The 21,154-nt window shown below is 63.0% G+C and carries 18 protein-coding genes, 1 tRNA gene and 1 pseudogene; 11 read left to right on the forward strand and 9 right to left on the reverse strand.

Annotation, left to right across the window (positions count from 1 at the left end):
* Positions 1-23: 23 nt before the first annotated feature.
* From OJA40_RS00235 to OJA40_RS00250, 4 genes are all read left to right on the forward strand, one after another.
* A complete protein-coding gene (locus OJA40_RS00235) occupies positions 24-1,304 on the forward strand; it encodes a Y-family DNA polymerase (RefSeq protein ID WP_263809800.1) in 1,281 nt (426 codons plus the stop codon).
* Between the two features lie 34 nt (positions 1,305-1,338).
* On the forward strand, positions 1,339-2,181 hold the full coding sequence (locus tag OJA40_RS00240) for a hypothetical protein (RefSeq protein ID WP_263809801.1): 843 nt from the start codon (positions 1,339-1,341) through the stop codon (positions 2,179-2,181).
* Positions 2,182-2,339: 158 nt separating this feature from the next.
* A complete protein-coding gene (gene dinB, locus OJA40_RS00245) occupies positions 2,340-3,467 on the forward strand; it encodes a DNA polymerase IV (protein ID WP_272506863.1) in 1,128 nt (375 codons plus the stop codon).
* A 358-nt stretch (positions 3,468-3,825) separates the two neighbouring features.
* Positions 3,826-3,914, forward strand: a tRNA-Ser gene (locus tag OJA40_RS00250).
* 532 nt (positions 3,915-4,446) lie between these two features.
* Here OJA40_RS00250 and OJA40_RS00255 read toward each other — a convergent pair.
* Both OJA40_RS00255 and OJA40_RS00260 read right to left on the reverse strand, forming a co-directional pair.
* A complete protein-coding gene (locus tag OJA40_RS00255; RefSeq protein ID WP_263809803.1) occupies positions 4,447-4,959 on the reverse strand; it encodes a hypothetical protein in 513 nt (170 codons plus the stop codon).
* A gap of 94 nt (positions 4,960-5,053) precedes the next feature.
* The gene (locus OJA40_RS00260; RefSeq protein ID WP_208426695.1) at positions 5,054-5,293 is read right to left on the reverse strand and encodes a hypothetical protein; all 240 of its coding nucleotides are present in this window, start codon (positions 5,291-5,293) and stop codon (positions 5,054-5,056) included.
* 663 nt (positions 5,294-5,956) lie between these two features.
* Between OJA40_RS00260 and OJA40_RS00265 the strand changes: the two genes are divergently transcribed.
* On the forward strand, positions 5,957-6,811 hold the full coding sequence (locus OJA40_RS00265; RefSeq protein WP_263789697.1) for a GIY-YIG nuclease family protein: 855 nt from the start codon (positions 5,957-5,959) through the stop codon (positions 6,809-6,811).
* 522 nt (positions 6,812-7,333) lie between these two features.
* Complete coding sequence (gene dinB, locus OJA40_RS00270) at positions 7,334-8,455, forward strand: DNA polymerase IV (RefSeq protein WP_263809804.1); 1,122 nt, start codon at positions 7,334-7,336, stop codon at positions 8,453-8,455.
* A 25-nt stretch (positions 8,456-8,480) separates the two neighbouring features.
* Here the strand turns inward: dinB (OJA40_RS00270) and OJA40_RS00275 are convergent, their stop codons facing one another.
* From OJA40_RS00275 to OJA40_RS15440, 4 genes and pseudogenes are all read right to left on the reverse strand, one after another.
* Complete coding sequence (locus OJA40_RS00275) at positions 8,481-9,431, reverse strand: glycerophosphodiester phosphodiesterase family protein (protein WP_208426698.1); 951 nt, start codon at positions 9,429-9,431, stop codon at positions 8,481-8,483.
* A 414-nt stretch (positions 9,432-9,845) separates the two neighbouring features.
* Positions 9,846-10,490, reverse strand: coding sequence for a hypothetical protein (locus OJA40_RS00280; RefSeq protein WP_208426699.1), 645 nt, complete (start codon positions 10,488-10,490; stop codon positions 9,846-9,848).
* 116 nt (positions 10,491-10,606) lie between these two features.
* Positions 10,607-10,987 (reverse strand): transposase, encoded by a 381-nt coding sequence (locus OJA40_RS15435; RefSeq protein ID WP_263811006.1) that lies wholly within the window; start codon positions 10,985-10,987, stop codon positions 10,607-10,609.
* A 1-nt stretch (position 10,988) separates the two neighbouring features.
* Positions 10,989-11,138, reverse strand: a pseudogene (locus OJA40_RS15440) (IS200/IS605 family accessory protein TnpB-related protein); the annotation flags it as partial.
* A 1,216-nt stretch (positions 11,139-12,354) separates the two neighbouring features.
* Here OJA40_RS15440 and OJA40_RS00295 point away from each other — a divergent pair.
* A complete protein-coding gene (locus tag OJA40_RS00295) occupies positions 12,355-12,687 on the forward strand; it encodes a hypothetical protein (protein WP_263789686.1) in 333 nt (110 codons plus the stop codon).
* Positions 12,688-12,773: 86 nt separating this feature from the next.
* Here the strand turns inward: OJA40_RS00295 and OJA40_RS00300 are convergent, their stop codons facing one another.
* From OJA40_RS00300 to OJA40_RS00310, 3 genes are all read right to left on the reverse strand, one after another.
* Positions 12,774-13,157 carry a response regulator gene (locus tag OJA40_RS00300; protein ID WP_043552317.1) on the reverse strand — a complete coding sequence of 128 codons (384 nt, stop codon included), beginning with the start codon at positions 13,155-13,157 and terminating at the stop codon, positions 12,774-12,776.
* 201 nt (positions 13,158-13,358) lie between these two features.
* Positions 13,359-15,464, reverse strand: a complete 2,106-nt coding sequence (locus OJA40_RS00305) for a ComEA family DNA-binding protein (RefSeq protein WP_263809805.1) — start codon at positions 15,462-15,464, stop codon at positions 13,359-13,361.
* A 10-nt stretch (positions 15,465-15,474) separates the two neighbouring features.
* On the reverse strand, positions 15,475-16,302 hold the full coding sequence (locus tag OJA40_RS00310; protein WP_208426702.1) for a hypothetical protein: 828 nt from the start codon (positions 16,300-16,302) through the stop codon (positions 15,475-15,477).
* Positions 16,303-16,529: 227 nt separating this feature from the next.
* On the opposite strand from OJA40_RS00310, the gene porD reads away from it, so the two are divergent.
* From porD to OJA40_RS00330, 4 genes are all read left to right on the forward strand, one after another.
* Positions 16,530-17,417 (forward strand): type IX secretion system protein PorD, encoded by an 888-nt coding sequence (porD, locus tag OJA40_RS00315; protein WP_263809806.1) that lies wholly within the window; start codon positions 16,530-16,532, stop codon positions 17,415-17,417.
* Between the two features lie 221 nt (positions 17,418-17,638).
* Positions 17,639-18,700: a recombinase RecA gene (gene recA, locus OJA40_RS00320; RefSeq protein WP_208426704.1), complete on the forward strand. Its 1,062-nt coding sequence runs from the start codon at positions 17,639-17,641 to the stop codon at positions 18,698-18,700.
* Positions 18,701-18,704: 4 nt separating this feature from the next.
* Positions 18,705-19,460: a phosphatase PAP2 family protein gene (locus OJA40_RS00325; RefSeq protein WP_208426705.1), complete on the forward strand. Its 756-nt coding sequence runs from the start codon at positions 18,705-18,707 to the stop codon at positions 19,458-19,460.
* A gap of 332 nt (positions 19,461-19,792) precedes the next feature.
* Positions 19,793-21,127 (forward strand): DUF1015 domain-containing protein, encoded by a 1,335-nt coding sequence (locus OJA40_RS00330; RefSeq protein ID WP_208426706.1) that lies wholly within the window; start codon positions 19,793-19,795, stop codon positions 21,125-21,127.
* Positions 21,128-21,154 lie beyond the last annotated feature (27 nt).

Below are 21,154 nucleotides of genomic sequence, written 5' to 3' on the forward strand. Positions count from 1 at the left end.
GTCTCGGCACTTGGTCTGGCCTCATGCAGCGAGTCTTTGCTCTCGTCGACTGTGAGAACTTCTACGCCTCTTGCGAGCGAGTTTTCGATCCGTCCCTGCGGGATCGCCCCGTCGCGGTGCTGTCGAATAACGACGGGTGTATCATCGCCCGAAGCGAAGAGGTGAAGCAGGCGGGCGTGCCGATGGGGGCACCCGTCTTCAAGTGGGACGAGGAGCTTGAAGCGATGGGAGCCGAAGTCCTGTCCTCCAACTACATGCTTTACGGGGACATGTCTCGCCGCGTCCACTCGATCTTGGAGGAGGATGCCTTGGAGCTGGAGCGGTATTCGATCGATGAAGCCTTTCTCACCCTTCCTGCGCTGGAGAGGGGGGAGCTCCAGAAGCTGGCCGACCGTGTGCGGAAGAAGGTGCGCCGGCACGTCGGCGTGCCGATACGCGTCGGCATTGGCCCGACGAAGACCCTCGCGAAGGTGGCCGATGAGAACGCGAAGGCTCGCAAGCGTGCGGGATGGGGAGAAGGCACGTACGTCTGCCCGCCAGAACCGAAACTCGAGGAGTTGCTCAAGCGCGTCCCGGTCGGGGACATCTGGGGCATTGGCAGCGCCTACGAGGAGACGCTACACGGCAAAGGAGTGGCCACCGCCGCGGGGTTTCGGGCCCTCCCGGACCCTTGGATTCGAAGTGAAATGACGGTCGTCGGCCTGCGGACGGCATGGGAGCTTCGGGGGCGGTCGTGCCTGGATCTGGAGCTGGTACGCCCCGACCGGAAGACCCTCGTGCGGTCCCGGTCGTTCGGGGAGCGAGTGGAGTCGAAAAAGAATCTGCGCGAGGCACTTGCCAAGCACGCCCAACGGGCCGCGGAAATGCTTCGAGAGGAAGGGCTCGTCGCAAAGGGCATCAAGGTGTTCGTCACGACGAAACGGTTCGGGGAACCGCCGTACTACTCGAATGGTGTGGCGGGAGCTCTCGGGGAGCACACGGCCCGTGCAGCGCCGTTTGTGCGAGCATCCCGGCGACTCCTCGAACCGATCTATCGAGGCGGGTACGGGTACAAGAAAGCTGGCGTAATGCTCTACGACATCCATCCGAGCCGTCCGCACCAGGAGAGTCTCTTTAGCCGAGGGAGGGAACAAGACGAGCGATTGATGGAGGCGGTGGATCGCATCAACCAAACGCACGGGAAGGAAACCATCGGCATTGCGGCGGCAGGCTTCCCGGGAGAGCGAGACTGGGCCATGAAACGCCAGAAGCGGAGCCCCCGGTATACGACCCGCTGGGATGAGCTGCCGGTGGCCGTAGCCTGACTACATTGATCGCAAATCTATCTGTGGGTTGACTATGAGCCATTATCAGGAAGATGAACTGGATGTAGAGTCCCCTGAGGAACGATTGGAAGAGATTTCGGAAACCGTGAGGGAGATAAGTAGGCACCTGATAGGGAGCGGGATCCAGTACATGGCCAAGGTTTCAGGCGAAATGGCCGATGACGATATGGTTCGTATCCGCAACAATGTGCAATATCGGGCAGACGCACTCAAGATACAGCTCTCATTGCTGCTTGATATTCAGTCAACTCATAATGATATCGCAGAAAGTGTTGGGCCACATGCGCCCTATCCTTCTAGACAACTATCCCGCGAGCAGTTTTCGATGTTCGATAATATAGTATTTCACTCCTGCTCCTTATTCGACTACGTAGGCTACCTTGCTCATTTCTTGTGCGGATTAGGAAACCAGGCCAAGAAGAGTTGGGGGAGCGTTGCCAAGGCCCTGCGAGACGACGAAAACGAAATAAGAGACTGTATCGCTGGACCTGTTATTCGCCGCCTGGACCGCCGATGGGTTAGTCAGTTGTTTGATTACCGGGCGGACTTGATCCACTACAACGCTCGGCTAGGGGGCGTAATGAATACTGCAGATTTGGAAAAACGGGAAAGGGTTCTCAAGGCATACGCTCCTAGTCGGTTTGTCAGCGACATGAGTGGCCTTCGCAAGAAAGCGGGGGATCAACATGTCACACTTCGATTTGCGGCATTCTGGCTCACTGAGAAAACACTCGACTCCGTACTGCGAGTCCTGAAAAACCTTAGTGAAGTGATCGAAAACAACCGTCAGATTCCCCGTCACCTACAACCAATCAAGTTCAGTCCGCCTGATGAAGAGTCTGATGCGGATGAGTAGATCTCGTTGAATTTGAGCGCCTTACAACTGTCGGGGCTGGTAGCATTCGGCCTGCACGTGCCTACGACATCGTAGCCATTCTGGAGTGACGGCGCACTAAGGTCAATCACAATCTGGACACTTGAACCTTTGCTTATAACCAAAAAGTGTCCAAGTCTATGGGGAAAACGGAGGAGATACTTTCCGACAGTAAAGAGCAGGAAGCGCGCCGTATCGTCCACGTCGACATGGACGCGTTCTACGCGGCGATTGAGCAGCGAGACAATCCGGAGAAGTACGCCGGGGAGCCAATCGCCGTGGGAGGCAAGCCCCCACGAGGCGTGGTCCAGACGGCCAGCTACGAGGCGCGTCCGTACGGCGTGCATTCGGCGCAGCCGGCGATCGAAGCTGATCGGAAGTGCCCCGATCTCATTTTCGTCTCGCCCCGGATGGACGTGTATCAGGAGGAGTCAAAGCGCATCAGGAAGATCTTGCTTCGCTACACCGACCTCGTTGAGCCTCTATCTTTGGATGAGGCGTACTTGGACGTCTCCGACCCGAAGAAAGGGCCGCCCTCTGGGACGCTGATCGCCCGGCGCATCCGCGAGGAGATCTATGAGGAGACGGGCTTGACTGCTTCGGCGGGGGTTGGCCCCAGCAAGTTCGTCGCAAAGGTCGCCTCCGACCGAGACAAGCCCGATGGCCTGACGGTGGTTCGGCCCGCAGATCAAGCAGGGTTCATCGCCGAGTTACCGATCGAGGACTTTCACGGCATTGGCCCCGTCACCGCGGAGAAGATGCAGAACCTCAGCATCGAAACTGGGGCCGACTTGCAGGAAACGCCGGAGCGAGAGCTGACTCATCACTTCGGGAAACGGGGCCGCCACTTCAAGAAACTGGCGATGGGGGAGGACGACCGTCCGGTAAAGCCCGACCGGGAACGCAAGTCTGTGGGGGCCGAGCGGACCTTCTCCGAGGACATCGCAAAGCCGGGGGCCATGCTCGACCAACTTCGTCCGATCGCAGAGAGGGTCGCAGAGAGGCTCCAGGACGCCGACCAACAGGGTCGTACGGTTACACTGAAACTCAAGAGCCATGACCACGAGGTGTCCACCCGCCAGACCACGCTGGATCGTCCCGTCGATTCGAAGCAGGATTTGATGGTGCTTGTGAGGCGTCTTTTAAAGCGACCCCATGCTCCGGAAGAGCCGGTGCGCTTGCTTGGCATAAGCGTCTCATCCCTTGATGGAAGGGGCGGTGGACCGCAGCAGTTGGAGCTAAACTTCAGAAAGCAAACCACTGGTTAGTCGAGCGAACTGCCGAATGTTTGTAATCCGCTCTCTTCGAAAAGGGAAGCTGGAAGGAAAGGCAGTGGCCGAACTACGACCCCAATTGGCCGCTCCTGTCTGCAAAGCGGGAAGGGGGGCTATCCAAAGTCATCACCGCTTGGCATACAGGTCTGGAGGAGGCGGAAGAACCCTTCCAGCTCGTGCCGATACCATCTTTTGAGCAATAATTGAGCAGTAATTGAGCAGTCACGCCCGTCTGAGAGAGTATATCGCGGTGGAAAGGTTTCTGGACCCCGCCCTTTGCCGGAAGGAGAGTTGGTCGATAATCGGCCCGTAGCGCCACTCAAGGCCGCTTTTGGGCACTACCAACATTCACGGTGGGGTGGCAGAGCCTGGTTGAATGCACCGGTCTCGAAAACCGGAGGGCCCTCACGGGTCCCGGGGGTTCAAATCCCTCCCCCACCGCCGACCCACACTCCGAATATCGCCCCTCAGCGCGGCCTGAGGGGCTTTTTAATTGTGGAGGGCTCTGCCGTTAGGGGCCCTTTTCAAAAAGGGCCCTGAAAACGAAGAAAAAGCGTGTGGCGTCTCCTGAGCCGAGCGGATCATATATCACGGGGCCAGTCCTGTCCTGTGGGTCGACTGACAAAACGGTGTACGTGACCGACTGGCCCGACGGCCGTGTCCGCGTTCTGGACGCAACTCCCCTGTCTCAGCAGAACGTCATCTCCGGTTCTGCCATCAATGCGCCCTTGTCGGTCAACGTCGCAGGCAAGTAGGACGCCTCGGGCATCTGCGACCTGACCAACCAGTAATCGACGCGGAGCATCTCTTCGGTGGCGATTGGTAGGTGACAGAACCGCTCGCGCGCCCTTCCCGAAGCGACTACTGCCGTTGTCGACGACGTTCCAGGCGCCGCCCCCGCTGCACCTGTGGGCCCCCTGGGTCATGGGACAGTCCGGACCGGCCGGGCGTGAAGCAGTTCAGACAGAGACTGTCACTGCCTCTCGAATCGCTGCAGAGAAGAGATTAGGTCTTCTCGTGCTCCACGCCGGAAGCGGTGCCGCTCGTTGTTTGGATTCAGGGGGTCCCCTCCTTGCTCTTGGCTTAGTGTGAGGGTGGGAACGGAAGATTGGGTGGGGGAGAGCGGTGCACATCGTACGATGAGACGCATGTTAATGACCCCTCCGCTGTAGCGTTTGGCAAGTACGTTCGCCTTCCGTTGGTTAACTGCGCGCACCACGGTCACCACCCTGCATCGTCCCCTTCCAGTCCGGTTGAGAAGGGCCCGGACGGCCTTCTTGTCGTCATGCGGCTTGAAGAACGAGGCGGTGTCCACCTTCACGAAGTACGTCTCAACCTCGTAATCTACTGAATCAGACCCCGTCGCTAGCGTGTCGAGCACCTGCGCCTCGGCGGCCAGTGGCAGGAGCGCCACGGTGAGCACCACAGCCGCGGTGCGTGCGCACGCCGGGGGGGCATTCAGTGGGAAGAGTGTCGGAAGCAGCACAGGGGAACAATGGGCGGGGCTTTTGCTCGAGAGACGGTTTGGCCGTGAGCAACACGACGACTGACCCGTCGTGTCGCCTCCTTGAGGCCCCCCATCATACCGGGAGCTCGATGCTCTCGATGCGCCGGAGTGGGACGTCCCTCTTGTCGCCGGCGGCACCAATCACACGCACCGTCGGCACGGAGGCCGAGCGGTCGTCGACGCGCTGAATTGTCTTTGCGGCGATGACAGTTTCTGGGAGGGTCAAAAGGCAGGGACGGGCCTGCCGTTCGAGCTCAAGAAGCTGCTGATACACCTCAAGTTGCTCATACACCTCCGCGTTGGGCTTACTCACGGCGCCTAGGAGCTCCAGATGCCTTGACCGACTGTGGATGGACCGACTGTAGATGGCATGCACGCCCCGAGGCAAGTGATCCCGGTGTCTCTCCTGACGTGTATTCTGCTCACTGGATTAGCACCATCGCGGCAGGCGCGTGGCGTGCCCCGGACTCCTCGCTTTCGGGCAATGACGCAAGAGCCTCCGACTCGATTCCCAACAGCACGTGTGGGACAACGTTCTCCGGACCGTATTGCCGTTATTGTAAGTCGTGCCTTGAAAACATAGTTTTTCTTGAAGGCAGCCGGGGGCCAGATAAATCTACGTCCGCTATGGACGCGCCGCCCCCTCCAAGCGTCCGGGTAGAACACAAGAGCCGTTGTTTCTTGTGACCCCGAAATCCCTGGCTTCTTTTCGCGTATGACAACTGGCCCGTGTAGCCGATCACGAGGAGAGTAGTGGCCGTCCCCGTTGGGCCTGTGAAGCACAATCGACTGTGTCGCCACCTGCGCACGCACCCGCGTGCGTCTGAACCATCGCCCTTCGCTTTCAGCCCACGGAATGCTTCCTGCCCGTTCCCCCGATGAGGATCAAAAGACTGAACGAGAAGTGAACGGGACGGATTCTCAACGGGGCCGTTCGCCTACCGCTGCATGCAATCGCCTGATCTGCTCGCCTCCTATGGATGACGCTCGTCCAAAGACTGTACAGATCTTTCTTCCCGACGGGAATGCCCAAAGCCTCCGGGTTGCCGAAATCACCAGTCGAACCGTTCAGGCGGTGCAGATTCCCCGCCAGAAGCTCGACGCGGCCGAACGACGCGACGAGGTGCATCGGGTTGGGGTGTACTTCCTCTTTGGGGAGGTGGGGGACGATGCGAGCAAGCCCCCAGCGTACATTGGAGAGGCGGAGAACTGCCTACAGCGGGTCGCTGGGCATCACCGGCGCAAAGACTTCTGGACGACGGCCGTCACCATCACGTCGAAGACCCGCAGTTTCACAAAGGCCCACGCCCGGCGCCTGGAATACGACTGCATCCGGACGGCGCAGACGGCCCAGCGCTTCCGGCTCCAAAACACCCAGACGCCCGCGGAGCCGCACATTCCCGAGGCGATGCTCGCAGAGCTTCGGGACAACTTCGGCACCATCGAGACGCTTCTTTCGATGCTTGGCTTTCCGATTCTCAACCCGCTTCCGACCGAGAAGGATGCCGGTAGCGGACAGCCCAAATTGTACTGCCAAGGGAACGGCGCGACGGCCACGGGGGAGTACACCGAGGACGGCCTCGTGGTCTTTGAAGGATCGGCGGCCCGTCTGGAAACGACCCCGTCGGCGCCGGAGGCGATCGAGCGACGGCGAAAGAACCTCCGGGCAGATGGGGTTCTGCAACGCCAGGACGACCGGCTCGTCTTTCGGGAGAATCATGCCTTTAACTCCCCGAGCGCCGCCTCTGGCGTCGTCCTTGGCCGCTCGAGCAATGGATGGAGCGAGTGGACGGACGACGCCGGACGCACGCTCGACCAGCTGGAACGGTAGTCAGAATCGCAGCTCCCGTCGGGCACAGACGAGCTCTGAAATGGGAGAACCGTGATAAATGGAAGACCGTGAGGCCGTCACGCTGCGATGGAAGGCGTTCTCAAACCCGTGCACCACGGACGAATTCGAGGGACCCCCGAAATGACCCACCGGATGCGATCCGCCCTGAGAACCGGCGGCGTCTACGATAAATCGATTTATCACGCATCAACGGATTGCGTCGTGGATGAACGACATCGGTCTGCCGCAGCACCCCCCTCCGTCTCCCTGCGAAAAACGTCTCAGTGGTCCTGAAACGAGGCACGCGTGCTGGAGTGGGAAACCAGGGACAGAGACAGACCAAGCCCTCATCCGCCGGTCCAAGCGAGGGGGCGGAATCCATTGGTCTCGTGAGACGACCCGTCGGAGAGGTGAGCCCCCCGCCGAGCCAGGAGCGGAGCCCGTCGTACATGGCGTCAAACACTGTCCCACCGGAGAGCGCCTTCGGCTACGCACCCTCCCTCGCTTCCGAATTGATCAACGATGAGCGGCCACGACCCCGGCGGCACGTCTGGCAATGACACGGAGAAAGATGCCCGTCGAATCGTCCACGTGGACATGGACGCGTTCTACGCCCAGATCGAGCAACGCGACTTTCCCGATCGGTACGCCGGAAAGCCGATTGCGGTCGGGGGCGACCCGCCCAGGGGCGTTGTCCAGACGGCCAGCTACGAGGCCCGGCCCTACGGCGTGCATTCGGCGCAGCCGGCGGTGGAGGCCGACCGAAAGTGCCCTGACCTTATCTTCGTGCCGCCCCGCATGGACGTGTACCAGGAGGAGTCGAGGCGCATTCGAAAGATCCTCCGACGGTATACCGATCTGGTCGAGCCGCTATCGCTCGACGAGGCGTACCTGGACGTGACGGAGCCCAAGACGGGGCGCCCGTCGGGCACCTTGATTGCTCGCCGCCTCCGGACCGAAATCTACGAGGAGACGGGGCTCACCGCCTCTGCGGGGGTGGGGCCCGGCAAGTTTGTCGCGAAAGTAGCCTCCGACCTGGACAAGCCGGATGGGCTCACCGTGGTCCGTCCCGACGAGCAGATGGGGTTCATCGCCCAGCTGCCGATTGAGAAGTTTCACGGGATCGGGCCGGTCACCGCGGCGAAGATGCAGGAGCTGGGCATTCAGAGTGGGGCCGACCTGCAAGAGACCCCGGAGCGAAAACTCATCCATCACTTTGGCAAGCGGGGGCGCCACTTTAAGACGCTCGCGGTGGGAGCCGACGACCAGCCCGTTCAGCCCGATCGGGACCGCAAGTCCGTGGGGGCCGAACGAACCTTCCCGGACGACATTGACCGGGCGGAAACGATGCTGGAACGGCTGTCCCCAATCGCCGAGAGGGTGGCCCAACGTCTTCGACAGGCGAACCGGAAGGGACGAACCGTGACCCTCAAGCTCAAGAGCCACGACCCTCAGGTCTCCACCCGACAGACGACGGTGGAGCGCCCCCTTCGTGCGGAGGACGCGCTCATGGTCATCACGGAGCGTCTTCTGCATCGTCCCCACCCTCCGGACGAGCCGGTTCGGCTTCTGGGGATTAGCGTTTCCTCGCTCACCGACGAGGAGAGGGCGGGCGGGCAGCTGGAATTTGACTTCCGTCCGTAAGGGACAGCCCAAGAGACAGCCCGGTTCAATTGGATGTCTGGAGGTCGTAGGTGGCGGCCGCCTGGCTGGCAAGGGCGGGTTCGTCGGTAGAGACCACGTCGACCCCCCGGTCAAACAGGCGGTGGTACACGATGAGTCCCTGGCTGCGTGCCTGCTGGTCGGTTTCCCCGAAGGTCCCGACGGACACGGGAACCTCGTTCTTCGAAAACACCTCGGCGGGGCCGTCGGCAACCGCTCCGGTCCCAACCCACCCGAGCAGGCGCGAGGGGTCGACTGCCCGAACCAGGGCGTTGGCCTCCTCGCTGGTCTCCGCCGAGACCGAGAGGATGAGGTTCGGCAGGCGCTGGTGATACCACCGGGCGTCCTCCAACGTGTAGGTGATGACCAGCGCCTGATCGAGGGCATCATGTTGTCGGAGGGACGCTGCAACCCGGGAGCGGGGCACGTTGTCCTTCACGTCCAGCTGGAGGGCCGTTCGGCCGTCCGCCCAGGCCAGCGCCTCCGAGAGCGTTGGGACCTCGAATCGAGTTGGGATGCCGCTGTCGGTAACCAGTTGGAGAGAGCGGAGCTCCTCCAGCGTATGGGCCCGGACGGAGTCCTGTCCCGTCGTCGTCCGGTCGAGGGTCGCGTCGTGCATCAACACGAGCACGCTATCCTGGGTCATCCGCACGTCGGTCTCCAGGAGAGCCGGCCCGTGGGTCAACGCGTGACGGAAGGTCGGGAGCGCATTCTCGGGGAAGCCCGTGTCCGGCCCGCCCCGGTGGGCACTCACCAGGGGATCCGGAGACGAACGGAGGTGGGCCGCCAGGCTGTCGGCGTGTTGAAAGTCCCGGTAGTTCTCTGGGGCGGGCTCGGCGACCGTTCGCCCGGCTGTCTCCTGCCCAGAGCTTTGGCATCCGCCGAGGGCGAAGGCGCCGAGGAGGCACGTGCACAGGAGGAGCCACGCCGGGGGGCATGGTCGAAGAGAATCTCTCACGGTGTTGAGTGGAGTCGCATTTGCGGTACAGAGCCGCCCATTTCCTCAAAAGAAGCGTGGTCGCGGCCTCCATCGCGAACCGTGATGGCCTCGGTGCACGCCAGGACCGGATGGCCGATGGGGCTTCCTTCTTTCACTTTTAGCACTGCGCAGGAACACAGGTCCCTCCCAGAGGCCGTCGTCAACAATTTTTCGGAGAACCGACAGGCGGTGTGCGTGGGAGGCTTTGTAGGGAGCGCCGCAGTAGAATTGCCCCTAGGAGCCCGTTCTGATTTTGAACCGTCCCGCGAGGACGAGCACCGATGGGCCGGATCGCCCACTCGGCCTCGGGTGCGCCCCACGCAATGGGGGGAGGCAGGTGGGCCCACCTGCAGAGGAGGGCGATGCCCCGGCGTTCCGGGGAGGGATGCTCGGCTAGTCGCGGGGAATTTGGACGCTGGAGGCGGGGCGTGTCGTAACGGAGGGGCGCTGCTGAAGCCAGCGTACGTACCCAAACGACTGGTTGGGGGCAAGGGCGACCGGCAGCGTCTCGTCCAATACGGCCGGGCCGGCCGCCGTGAGCGTATCCACGAGGCCTGCCACAGGCCCCTCAGCCTCCAGGCAGAAGGTCCAGGCGGTGTCCGCGGCGGCCTCCACGGTCGTCAGCTCGGCGTCAAGGGTCGCTGCGGGGGTGGTGGGCAGGCGTTCCGAGAGGGCGGACTGCTCCTCCGGGGCAAACGACAGTTGGTGGCGCGTCTTCTCCACGGCCACCCACAGGTCTGTGGGATCGTCGTCCCAAACAGCGACCGGCGGGTCGGCCAGATCCAAGGTCCACTTTCCCCACTGTTCGCAGCGTCCACTCGCCGCGTCGCTGAAGGCAGTACTGATGGGGCCGGCGAGCCGGCGCTTAATCTGGAGCTGTCCGTCTCGTATCTTCAGGTTGAACGCAGGATCCTCTGCGGGAAGGTACAGGTCGGTCTGGGTAGAGGTCTCCACCGCCCCCAGTGCGGCGAACCATTGTCGGAGGGCATCGGGGAGGGGGGCGGAGCCGAACCAGCGGGCTTCGAGGGTGAATGTCATTGGTCAGAACGGACACTGAGTAGAGCGGAAGTGCGGCCTTGACTTCTCCCCCGGCTGCTCGGAGAGTACCCCTCCGGGGCAAAGCGCGGGAGATTCTCCTGCGGGCTTCTCTGCCCTTATCCCACGGGTCTACCCGCCTGCCTGTGAGAGCCTTTCGGCTCTGTGCAGGTCTTACCAACGGTCGCCGGGTTACACTGCATATTCGGGCGATGCCGAATACCAGTGGGCGAAGCCATCTCGCCAGCTACCTGGGTAGAACCTCTCGGTTCGTTCCCAGGATACCTCTTGTTCAAGATATTCCATGCGCCTACTGCGTCTCGGTGTCCGCTGAACTGACACTGTGGGCAGTCGAAGCCTCTGCCGCTGGGCTTATGCCTGTGCTCGCAGTTCGGACACGTCTGTGACGTGTAGGCTTCCGAGGCCCGCTTGGGCGGCCTGTCCGCGAAGCTGGGCCTTGCAGGTGAGCATGTGCTCGAATTTCGAGTATGCCCATTGATGCAGGCGTTGGTTCATTCGGTCACCGTAGGAGATCCGCTCTCGGGTTCCTATGAGGTCTCCGACTACGACCGTTCCTGTCCGTCTCTCGTGGAGGACATTTACAAGCCGCGTCGTGACTTTGGGCAGGAAATCCTCGATCTGGTTGCGGATCTTCGTTCACTGCTGATCTTTCGCTCGAACGAGCCTGCTTCCAACGCCTACTTCCCTTGTTCTTACGGTCGATCATTGACCGAAGACTTGAATATATTGGGTTGTGTTGCCTGCGGAGCGAGCGGAGCCGCCCGCCATGAACACTGGTGTCTTCTCCGCCCTCAACGTAGACCGTCGCAAGATGCTTCTCGCCAAAGCCTACGCCACCCTTCGTGCTCCCCTTCGGCTCTTCGTCTTCTTCGACGTTGTGCTGAGCGCGAAAGCTCGTACTGGTCGCCGTCCCCCCCGATCTCGACCCGCTTCGGTTCTTTGCCGGACGGCCAGTCGATCAGTACAGGGAGGCACGCCGTCGTCTCGAAGACGAGTCGCAGAGGCCTTCCACTGCACCTTGAAGTCCCGCTTCTGCTTGTAGGGCGGGCGCAGCCCCTCGTAGTTGCCGGTCTTCCGCTTCTTGCGCCACGCATTAAGGCTGTCGTAGAAGCTGTCGGCGACGGCCTGCGCGGATTGGCTATGAAGTCCGTCGAAGCCCTTGCAGTACATCGTTTGCGCTTGGCCTTTCGAGGGCCAGTATCCTTGGCGGTCTACAAAGCGCCAGTGCCATTTCGCCACTGTATACCACAGATTCCCCGCTCGCCGCGCAAGGCGGTCGAGTTGATCGGTTCTGCCCAATTTGAGTGTGCGGGTCAGGTACATACGCTGGATTGATCTCTTCGAGATCATGAGAAGAGTCCCCGAACCGACAGGTTCATAGTCCCACCCAAAGGAGGGACCTTTACTGCTCTTCTCGTGCTTTGCTCAATACTGTAACCGGGGGGCATTGCGGGGAAGGCCCGAAGGGCGCCTCTTGGTGCCTCGTTTGCGAGTCGAGACAACGCCCTCCGCGCACTGGGGTTCAGACTTCCGAGGGCCGACAACCGATGGATCCCGAATGTATCGTCTTGTCTGGTTCTGGACCGTTGGGTCTTCGCCGGCATCTCTCTGGTGGGCCCTCATGGGAGCGTCGTTGTGCGGCGTCTGTCTGGCATCGGGCCCGCGTCCCGCGGCGGCGCAAGGCGGGGCGAACGGTCTCGGCGACGCGTAAGTGGGGGGCAACCGGCCCGAACGAACTTGTGCGGGGTCGCGACGTTCAGACTACTCCATTGGCTGTTCACCAGTCTACTCCACCTGTATGGAAACGCTCCGCTGCAAGACGTGTGGATGTGAAAGTCTGCGTCCAATGCAGGTTGTCTTTGAAGAGGAGGACCAGTTCGACAACCCGCTCGGCGAGGAGCAAGAGTCTCGCTTTTATAGCTGCCAGGTTTGTGGCGACAACTGGCTGTCAGTGAAGGAAAAGACGGCCGACGGCGAGTGCACCATTACGTTTGTTCACCAGATGGAGACCGCTCCCGTTCTCAAGCGTGTGGCTCACATGTCGAACGCGGTCGTCATCTCCGACGAGAGCGTCGACGAGTGGGAGTACTTCAAGGGAGACGAGCTGGTCGACGAGGCCGAGTGGGAGGCCCTGCTCTCGGACCGACGCGATACGCTCAAGGCCACGTGCGTGAATTAGAGCTGACAAGGCTCATCGGGACGCATGTTCGGGCCGCCGAGCCCAGGGCGTCCGGCCCTGGGCTTTTTCTGTACCCCGGACGAGAACTATGCCGGATTCAGGGTGCTTTCGATCGCTTCCGTAAGGTCGTCTCGGGTGAAGGGCTTGCTGACGTACTCGTCGAAGCCTTTTTCGAGAAAGTCCTCGCGGTCGCCCGGCATGGCGTAGGCCGTAAGCGCGATTGCGGGAACTTGGCCCATGCCGTCACGCTCCCGGATGAGGTGAAGCAGATCCGTCCCGGTCTGGTCCTCACTGAGGTTGATGTCGAGGAGCAGAACCTCAAAGGGTGTTTCTTCTACGGCAGCGAGCGCCGCCTCGACGCCGGCTACTACTTCGGTTTCGTAGGATCCCTTAAGCAAGTGCTCCAACAGGAGTTGGGTCTCTGAGTTGTCCTCTACGGCCAGAATGCGGGGGGTCTCCGATGAAGTCATAGATCGAAGGGTGGGGGGTAAGAACTGAAAAAACGAGGGCTTGGGGACGTCGTCTGCGGGCTCAAGCCGATACTGATACGGGCGAGGCGGTCGCCAAAATCACGATGCGAATGCGTGCGTAGGGACATTGGATCCATGGAATTCCCTTCCACATCAATCACTGTGCCAGGCTTCAAACAAGTTTCGGTATTTCCCGACGCGTTACGGGGTCCAATGAACCTGAAGTCGGACCTCGCGACGCCGGGATCCCTCGACCTGGTTCAGGCCAGAGCCGATCGTCGTACGATTGTCGTAGCGGGTCACCCCGTACTTCGCCTCAAGGGCCAGTGAGGAGAACGGTTCGTACCGCACGAGGGCGTAGGCCCGTCGGCCCCGGTCAAAGAAAACGGGGGCCGAAAAGCTGTATCTCAGATCATGCTCGTAGGCGTAGATGCGAGCCGGAAACCCGTCTGTATCGAAGAATGCGATTCGCACATCGGCGGTGAGGGCGGGATGGGGGCTCCAACGAAGCCCCTGAGACAAAAAGAACCCGTTCGACCGTGCGTCCGGGGTTGTATGCAAGGACAGCTCGAGGCGCGTCCGGGCGGTCAGGGCGTCGCTGAACCGGTATTCGGTATGCCACCGTGTCGAGTACCGGCGTTTTCGCTGCAGGCCTTCCAGGGGCCGACCGGCACGGCGGTACTCCGTCCCCTCGTCCTCGTCTTGTACGCGAACCTGAACGTAACTGGAAAGCCAGGGACGGGGGGCATAGTCAAGAACCACACGCGCCTCCCATCCGGTGGAGGGACGGGGCACATTGAACTGGAGCCAGGGCGCACGGTACTGATCGAGGTACGCCCCGACGCTCCACGTTGGGCCCAGCTGGAGTTGCAGGCCCGTGTAGACGCCCATTTCGTTCTGGGGCCGGCTTCCGTCCCCGAAGGCGTTGCCGTAGAACGACGCAAAGTCGGACGGATACCGACGCCCCACCACGACCGCCTCGGCGTAGTCCCCGTCCAGTGCGGCGCCCAGCAAGCCGCCAAACGTGCCGTGGGGCGAACGCGCAACGTCCCCGAACACGGTGTAGTCCCCGAGGAAAACAGTGCCGTACCCCCCAAGCATCGACGTTCCGTCGCCCGTCACTCGGAACCGCCGATAGGGCCGGTCCCCGGGCCGGAGCGGTCGTGAAAAGCGGGCCCGATAGCCCGTGACCCCGAGGTGGAGCCCGGCCCGTCGGTACGCCAGCGCGCCGCCGAGGGTCGTCTCGCCGAAGGTGCCCTTGCGCGCAAGCTCACTGGGGGTGCGGTGTTGCCCGCCGCCGGACACGGTGCGGACCGGACGCGGGCCGGTGCCCCTGGCAGAGGAGGAATCGACCGACGCGTCCCGGCGTCGACGAGAGGCGAACGCAGTGAGGGACAGTTCGCCGGGCAGCCCGATGGTGGCCGCCGCGCCACGAAAGAACGAGGTCTCCGAGGCCGAGTGGTAGGGGCGGACGCCGCGGCCGCGCTTGTGGGCCGGAGCGATTGGGTCGCGTCCCTTTCCGAACCGAAGCCCCTGCCAGAGGGCGACGCCCTGCCCAAACTGGGCCGTGAAGTCGCCGAGGACGAGCGTCTTGAGGCGGCCGAGGTCGCGGAGGGCAAGGCTTCCGGTGATGTGGTCGAACCCATAGGTTTGGGTCTGGGGGGACCACCGGAGCGGCTCACCCGGATCCTTGTCGAGCGTCAGCGCAAGCTGAAGGCGACGCTCGTGGGCCAGCTGGAGACGGGTCGTAAGACGCCCGGGCGGTCCGAGAAATCGATCCTCACGAAACCCGCGTCCCAGATCGAGGCGCCGCGTATATCGCTGGGTGAGACGGACGCGAAGATTTGACGTGATTGTGCGGATCGAAGGAAAGATCGACTGGGAGGCCGTCTCTTCAAGGTGCAGGAAGGGCCGAACGGACTGAACCGCTGCGGGTCCGATGCCGTCGACAGCCCGCAGTCCTCCCACCGCGTCGAAGGGGCCGTTGTCATTTCGGTACTGCACGATGCGGTGGGCGTCTCTCGACGTTAGGTGGGGCAGCATCGAGAGATCGGCGACGGAGGCCCGGTTGAGTGCGAGGGGCTGCGCCTTCAGATTGGCAAGTTGCTCGGCCGCCAGGGTGGCCGTGCGGTCCGTGGTGCTGAGTGCGTCCAGGATCGGCTCCAGCCGCGGGCCAAGGTTCGTGGTGTCGGCGCGCAGTGTGTCCGGGGGCGTTTGGGCAGTCGTAGGGGACGGCCCCGTGAAGACGGCGAGCAGGCCGAGTAGGAGGGGCAGGGCACGTTGAGGAACGAGGCGTATCGGAGACATGGAAACACCGCTACCAATGAACGTCGAGCGACGCGGAGGGCGTCCAGCCGAGCTCGGCGTGTTGCTCGGCGGCAACGTGTGCCTGCAGCCAGCCGAGGTGGAGTCCAATGCCTCCGGTGAATCGGGGGGGAGCGGTCGTTACGCCCGCGCGAAGTGCGATCAAAGGGAGGGGGCGAACTTCGAGGCCGCCCCGGACGGCGGCGGGAAAGGCGCGGTCCTTGAAGACGTCCACGAGGACCCGAAGAGCGTCGCCCGCACGGTACTGAAGGCCCACCGATAGGGTCTGGGGCAGGGGCTCTCCCTCCACCAGCGAGGGGCCGTTGACGTTCGTGGCGTGGGCCCCCAGGTCCAGCGACGACAAGAGGGGGAGGAGAAGGCCGAGGTGCAGCCCCACGGTGCCGGCGCTCCCGTATCCGTCGATGCGTGTATGGTAGTACCGCCCCGTGAGCCCGAGGTGCACGTGCCGACTGGTCCCGAATGAGAGCCCACGCGCATACCCCAGACTGTAATGAACCTCCCGATATCCGTCGCCCCCGAAGGTGCTGGCGCCGCCGGACACGCTTCCCCACGCGGCGGGCCAGGTGCCCGCCACCGACCCGTACCGAAGTGCCGAAAGCCCGAAGGCTTCCCGGGCGAAAAACGAGACTACCCGGTGAGAGCGCCGGGCGGCCGCGGCCGGATTGCCGTGCACGCCGGAGGCTGTCGTGAGGGCGGTCGAGGCGTATCCGAGGGCCGATGCCCGGGCCCCGCCGAACAGGTCGTACGTGGATTGCCCGTGCGCCGGGGACGAGCCGGCCACCAAGCACCCAGCGATAAGAAGCCCCAAGAGATGACGCATGGCGGAGGGCGACTGGTGCCATGACTTTGGGTACTAATCGTACTCGTTTGTTTTTAAAAAATCAAATATTAAAAACGATAGACGGGAACGAGGGTCGGGACGAGTGGACCGCACGAATGCCAGAGGAGACCGCGTCAGAAACCTCACGGCGAGGGGAGAGGTAGCATGATTCCGCTACCAACTGCTCATCTGTCTCCTCCAGAGCTGTGGTTCGAATTCCGGCGGCTGTGTGGGGACTTGCCGTCCTGGGGACGCTTTTGCTCGCGTCTCCGGCGGGCGGACAGGAATTGCGCTGCCGCGTCCAGATTGACGACTCGCAGATCAGCGGGGCCGAGTCGGAGTTTGACTTTCTCGACGATCTTGAACGCCAAATCCGGGAGTACATGAACCAACGCTCCTGGACCGACGATGCGTTTCGGCCCCACGAGCGCATTTCCTGCTCGATGCAAATTGTCCTCCAAGAGTCGATCAGCCTGTCCGAGTTTCGGGCCCGGCTCGTCGTCACGACCCGGCGCCCCATTTACGGGACCTCGCAGTCTTCGGTCGTCGCCCGTGTGAACGACCCAGAGTGGCGCTTCGAGTACAGTCGAGGCTCGTCCCTCAATCACGATCTCGACCGGTACAACCCGCTGACGTCGGTGCTCGACTTCTACGCCTATCTGATCCTCGGGTACGACTACGATACGTTCAGTCCGCTCGGCGGAACGCCTTTTTTCGACCGGGCACAGACCGTGGCCGATCAGGCCGAGGGAAGTGGAGACCCGGGCTGGTCCTCGGTGGGGACCCAGCAGACCCGCGTGCAGCTTCTTTCGAACCTGCGCGCCCAGCGCCATGAGCCCCTGCGTCGGGTGTACTACAAGTACCACCGAAAGGGCCTGGATCGGTTCGTGCAGGAGACCGAAGCGGCCCGAGAAACCCTGTTGGAGGTGCTCCGGACGCTCCGGACCCTCCGCGACCGTCTGTCGCAATCCGATGCCCTGAACCTCTTTTTCGCGACGAAAAACCAGGAGTTAACCGCAATCTTCGAGGAGAGTGATCTTGAAGGCCAGGCGCAGGGTCTACTCGTCCAAATGGACCCCTCCCACTCCTCGCAGTACAACCGCCTTGCGGAGTGAACCGCCCCGTTTCCGTCGGGCGCTGCGGAATATGTTCGAATCATGTGTTCAGATTTTTGGGCCGGGGACCATCCGGTGGGCTGCTTCGTTCATGCCCGTTGCATCCATACCCCCCGAGGCACGTTAGATCTGTGTCGTCCTCGTGTCTACGAAGCCACGAATCGGTCGGGGGCGCCCTGCACCGAAATCCGCTCTTTTGATCGAGTCGCGTCAGGTACGATATGTCAGACAAGGACGGAGAAGCAAAAGAAAAGGCCCTCGACCTCGCCGTTGAGCAAATTCAACGGGACCACGGCGAGGGGGCAATCATGCGTCTCAGCGACGATCCCAACCAGGAGGTGGAGGCGATTCCGACGGGCTCCCTCGCGCTCGACGATGCGTTGGGGATCGGGGGGGTCCCCCGTGGACGCATCACCGAAATCTTTGGGCCCGAGTCCTCCGGCAAGACGACCCTCGCAGCCCACGTTGTTGCGGAGGCCCAGAAGCTTGGCGGGACGTGCGCGTTCGTGGACGCCGAGCACGCGTTCGATCCGAACTACGCCGAGCAGCTCGGGGTGGACACGGACGAGCTTCTGATTTCGCAGCCGGACACCGGCGAGCAGGCCCTCAACATTACGGACACGCTGGTGCGCAGTGGCGCGCTCGACGTGATTGTCATCGACTCTGTGTCGGCGCTCGTGCCGCAGGCAGAACTGGAGGGGGACATGGGCGATACCCACGTCGGCCTGCAGGCCCGCCTCATGAGCCAAGCCCTCCGCAAGTTGGCGGGCACCATCAACCGCACGAAGACGGCCTTGATTTTCATCAACCAGATCCGAATGAAGATCGGGGTGATGTTCGGGAACCCGGAGACAACTTCCGGCGGCCGCGCGCTGAAGTTCTACTCCTCGGTCCGCATGGACATTCGCCGGATTGGAGCCGTCAAGGACGGGCAGGATGTCGTGGGCAATCGCACGCGCGTGAAGGTGAAGAAGAACAAGGTGGCACCTCCGTTCAAGGAGGCGGAGTTTGACCTGATCTACGGGGAGGGCATCTCGTCGCTCGGAGAGATTATTGACCTGGGCACGGAGTACGACATTCTTCAGAAGCGTGGGTCCTGGTACTCGTACCAGGACGAAACCATCGCCCAGGGACGCGAAAACACGAAAGAGTGGCTGGAGGAAAACGACGAGCAGCGTGACGAGATCAAGTCGGCCCTGCGTGGGGAAATTGGGCTTGCGACGGTCGAAGAGGACTCCGAGGAGGACGAAGAGGAGGCGGAAGCCGCCGCTGAAGAAGCGTAGGCTCATGGCCGTCCGACGGTGCCTGCACGGATTGATCTGGCCGCTGCTCGTCATCCTGATGCACGTGGGAGGGCACGAGGCGGCCCGGGCACAGCCCTCGCGCCCCTCGCCGGAATCTGCCAGCTCCCGCTTCTGTGAGGCGGCCCCCGACCGCCCCCTCGATGTACGCGGCCTTGCGCTTCTCTACTGCACGAGGCAGCCGGCGCTCACGGGTGGGGTGTGGGGGGCGCACCAATCGGCCCGTCCCGTGTTCTACGGGGCCGTCCCGCTTGCCTGGGGGGGCGCGGTGCTCACTGAATCCCCCGCCGCGCGGGCTGCCGCCTACCGGTTGACCCTCACCCAAGGGCTCACGTACGGGGTTGTGGTTGGGGCGAAGCACGTGGTGGGGCGCCCCCGCCCGTACGTCCATCGGCCGTTGGAGGCGCGCGCCGATCGTCACCGACCGCCGGCCCCCGGAGATGCACATCTCTCGTTCCCGTCCGGGCATGCGTCCCTCTCGGCGGCCCTCGTGACCTCCTGGGGGCTGTCGTATCCGCGATGGTACGTCGTGGGCCCCGGTGCGCTCTGGGCGGCGGGCGTGGCGCTAAGCCGGGTGCATCTTGGGGTGCACTATCCCAGCGACGTACTGGTCGGAACGGTGTTGGGGACGGGCATTGCCCTGCTCGTTCACCAACTCCGCCGCGCGGTGACACCTCCCTCGCTCCGGGCCTCTTCCGACTTGTCTCTCGGCCCTCCTCTGGTCCTGCGGGTCACCTTTTGAGTGACGCGAAGTGTCAGGAGGAGCCTCGGCCGATGGCTGACACCCGTGCCCTGCGCCGACCACTGAGCTCCGTTCCGGCGCCTGGTACGCGGGGACAGAACGGCGCGTGCTGTCTTCGGGCGTGCCCATCGCAGTCCAGGCGGGCGGGGCGACACGGACCGGCTGCGCCGCCCGCGCAGGCGCCGCCGCGGTTCGGGGGACGGGTTGGGCAGACGCGCGCCGCCGTTCGTCCTCCATGCGCCCCTGTGCGTCGGGGGAGCCCCCATGCTCCCATCGCCGAGCGCCCGTAAATTCTGAAATGAAAACCCCTTCTGAAAAAACGAGGGACAGGTATGCGTCTTCACACGCTGGCCTGTATACTGGCATCGTGTTCGTCCATCCTCCTCATCAAGGTCGCAATGTCGATGGCCACTGTGCATCCGTTTCGGGCCGTGCGCCCCCGTCCTCAACACTTCGAAGAAATTGCGTCGGTGCCGTACGACGTCGTCGATACGTCCGAGGCGCGCGACCGGGCCGAAGGGAAGCCGCGGAGCTTCCTGCACGTGGCCCGGCCCGAGATTGACCTGGCCCCGGAGCGGGATCCCTACGAAGACGCCGTGTACGAACAGGGGGCCGTCAATTTGCGCCGGTTTGTAGAGGCGGACTACACGGTGCGGGAGGAGGCCCCCACCGTCTACGTCTACCGCCTCGCAATGGACGGCCGCGAGCAGACGGGCGTGTTCGGGGGCGTGTCGGTCGCCGAATACGACGAGGGCACCATCGTGAAGCATGAAGAGACGCGCCCCGCCAAAGAAGACGACCGGACCCGGCACATCCTCGCGCAGCAGGCCCACGCCGAGCCCGTCATGCTGACGTACCGTGACGACGAGACGATTCATTCGCTCGTGTCGGACGTGCAGGCACAGGACCCGCTGTACGACTTTGAGGCGGAGGATGGCGTACGGCACACGGTGTGGAAGGCCCCGGCGCCGGGCCCGCTCGTCGAGGCGTTTCAGAACGTCGAGCACCTCTACATCGCAGACGGACACCATCGGTGCAAGGCGGCCAGCCGGGCCGCGGCGACACTGCGCCAATCAGAGGAGGCCGAGGCGGACGTCCCCGGGTATGAGATGTTCACCGCGGTCCTCTTTCCCATGAGTCACATGCACATCATGGCCTACAACCGGATCGTCCACGAGCTGCCCACTTCACCCCGTGACTTCTTGGCGCAGCTGGCCCGCGACTTCGAGCTGACCCGCAACGTGGACGACCCGGTGCCGGCCCGGAAGGGACACGTGTGCCTGTATCTGGACGGGGCCTGGCACCGATTGGCCCTGCCGGAGCCGGAAGGCGACCGGGGGGTCGATCGACTGGACGTGTCGCGCCTGAGCGAGCACCTGCTGGAGCCTCGGCTCGGCATCAGCGATCAGCGGCGGGACCCCAACATTGACTTCGTCGGCGGCATTCGGGGGACGGACGCGCTGGAGGCCCGGGTGGAGAGCGGAGCGGCCCAACTGGCCATTAGCATGTACCCGACCCATATTGAAGAGCTGGTGGCGGTCTCGGACGAGGGGAGCTTGATGCCCCCGAAGTCCACCTGGTTCGAGCCCAAGCTTCGGAGCGGGCTGCTGGTGCACGACTTCGCCGAAGATGTGCCCGACGACGCGTCGGGGGCGCTCGCGGCCTAGGCATGGGCATGGCCCGGAGCACCGGTC

This window comes from Salinibacter pepae (genome assembly GCF_947077775.1).
GTDB lineage: Bacteria > Bacteroidota > Rhodothermia > Rhodothermales > Salinibacteraceae > Salinibacter > Salinibacter pepae.

Excerpts from the sequence above, each read along its gene's own strand:
- recA (WP_208426704.1), top strand. The coding sequence starts at position 17,639 with ATGTCAGACAAGGACGGAGAAGCAAAAGAAAAGGCCCTCGACCTCGCC.
- OJA40_RS00305 (WP_263809805.1), bottom strand. The coding sequence starts at position 15,464 with ATGTCTCCGATACGCCTCGTTCCTCAACGTGCCCTGCCCCTCCTACTC.
- OJA40_RS00265 (WP_263789697.1), top strand. The coding sequence starts at position 5,957 with ATGGATGACGCTCGTCCAAAGACTGTACAGATCTTTCTTCCCGACGGG.
- OJA40_RS00295 (WP_263789686.1), top strand. The coding sequence starts at position 12,355 with ATGCAGGTTGTCTTTGAAGAGGAGGACCAGTTCGACAACCCGCTCGGC.
- OJA40_RS00235 (WP_263809800.1), top strand. The coding sequence starts at position 24 with ATGCAGCGAGTCTTTGCTCTCGTCGACTGTGAGAACTTCTACGCCTCT.
- OJA40_RS00310 (WP_208426702.1), bottom strand. The coding sequence starts at position 16,302 with ATGCGTCATCTCTTGGGGCTTCTTATCGCTGGGTGCTTGGTGGCCGGC.
- dinB (WP_263809804.1), top strand. The coding sequence starts at position 7,334 with ATGAGCGGCCACGACCCCGGCGGCACGTCTGGCAATGACACGGAGAAA.
- OJA40_RS00330 (WP_208426706.1), top strand. The coding sequence starts at position 19,793 with ATGCGTCTTCACACGCTGGCCTGTATACTGGCATCGTGTTCGTCCATC.
- dinB (WP_272506863.1), top strand. The coding sequence starts at position 2,340 with ATGGGGAAAACGGAGGAGATACTTTCCGACAGTAAAGAGCAGGAAGCG.
- OJA40_RS00325 (WP_208426705.1), top strand. The coding sequence starts at position 18,705 with ATGGCCGTCCGACGGTGCCTGCACGGATTGATCTGGCCGCTGCTCGTC.
- OJA40_RS00300 (WP_043552317.1), bottom strand. The coding sequence starts at position 13,157 with ATGACTTCATCGGAGACCCCCCGCATTCTGGCCGTAGAGGACAACTCA.
- OJA40_RS00240 (WP_263809801.1), top strand. The coding sequence starts at position 1,339 with ATGAGCCATTATCAGGAAGATGAACTGGATGTAGAGTCCCCTGAGGAA.
- OJA40_RS00280 (WP_208426699.1), bottom strand. The coding sequence starts at position 10,490 with ATGACATTCACCCTCGAAGCCCGCTGGTTCGGCTCCGCCCCCCTCCCC.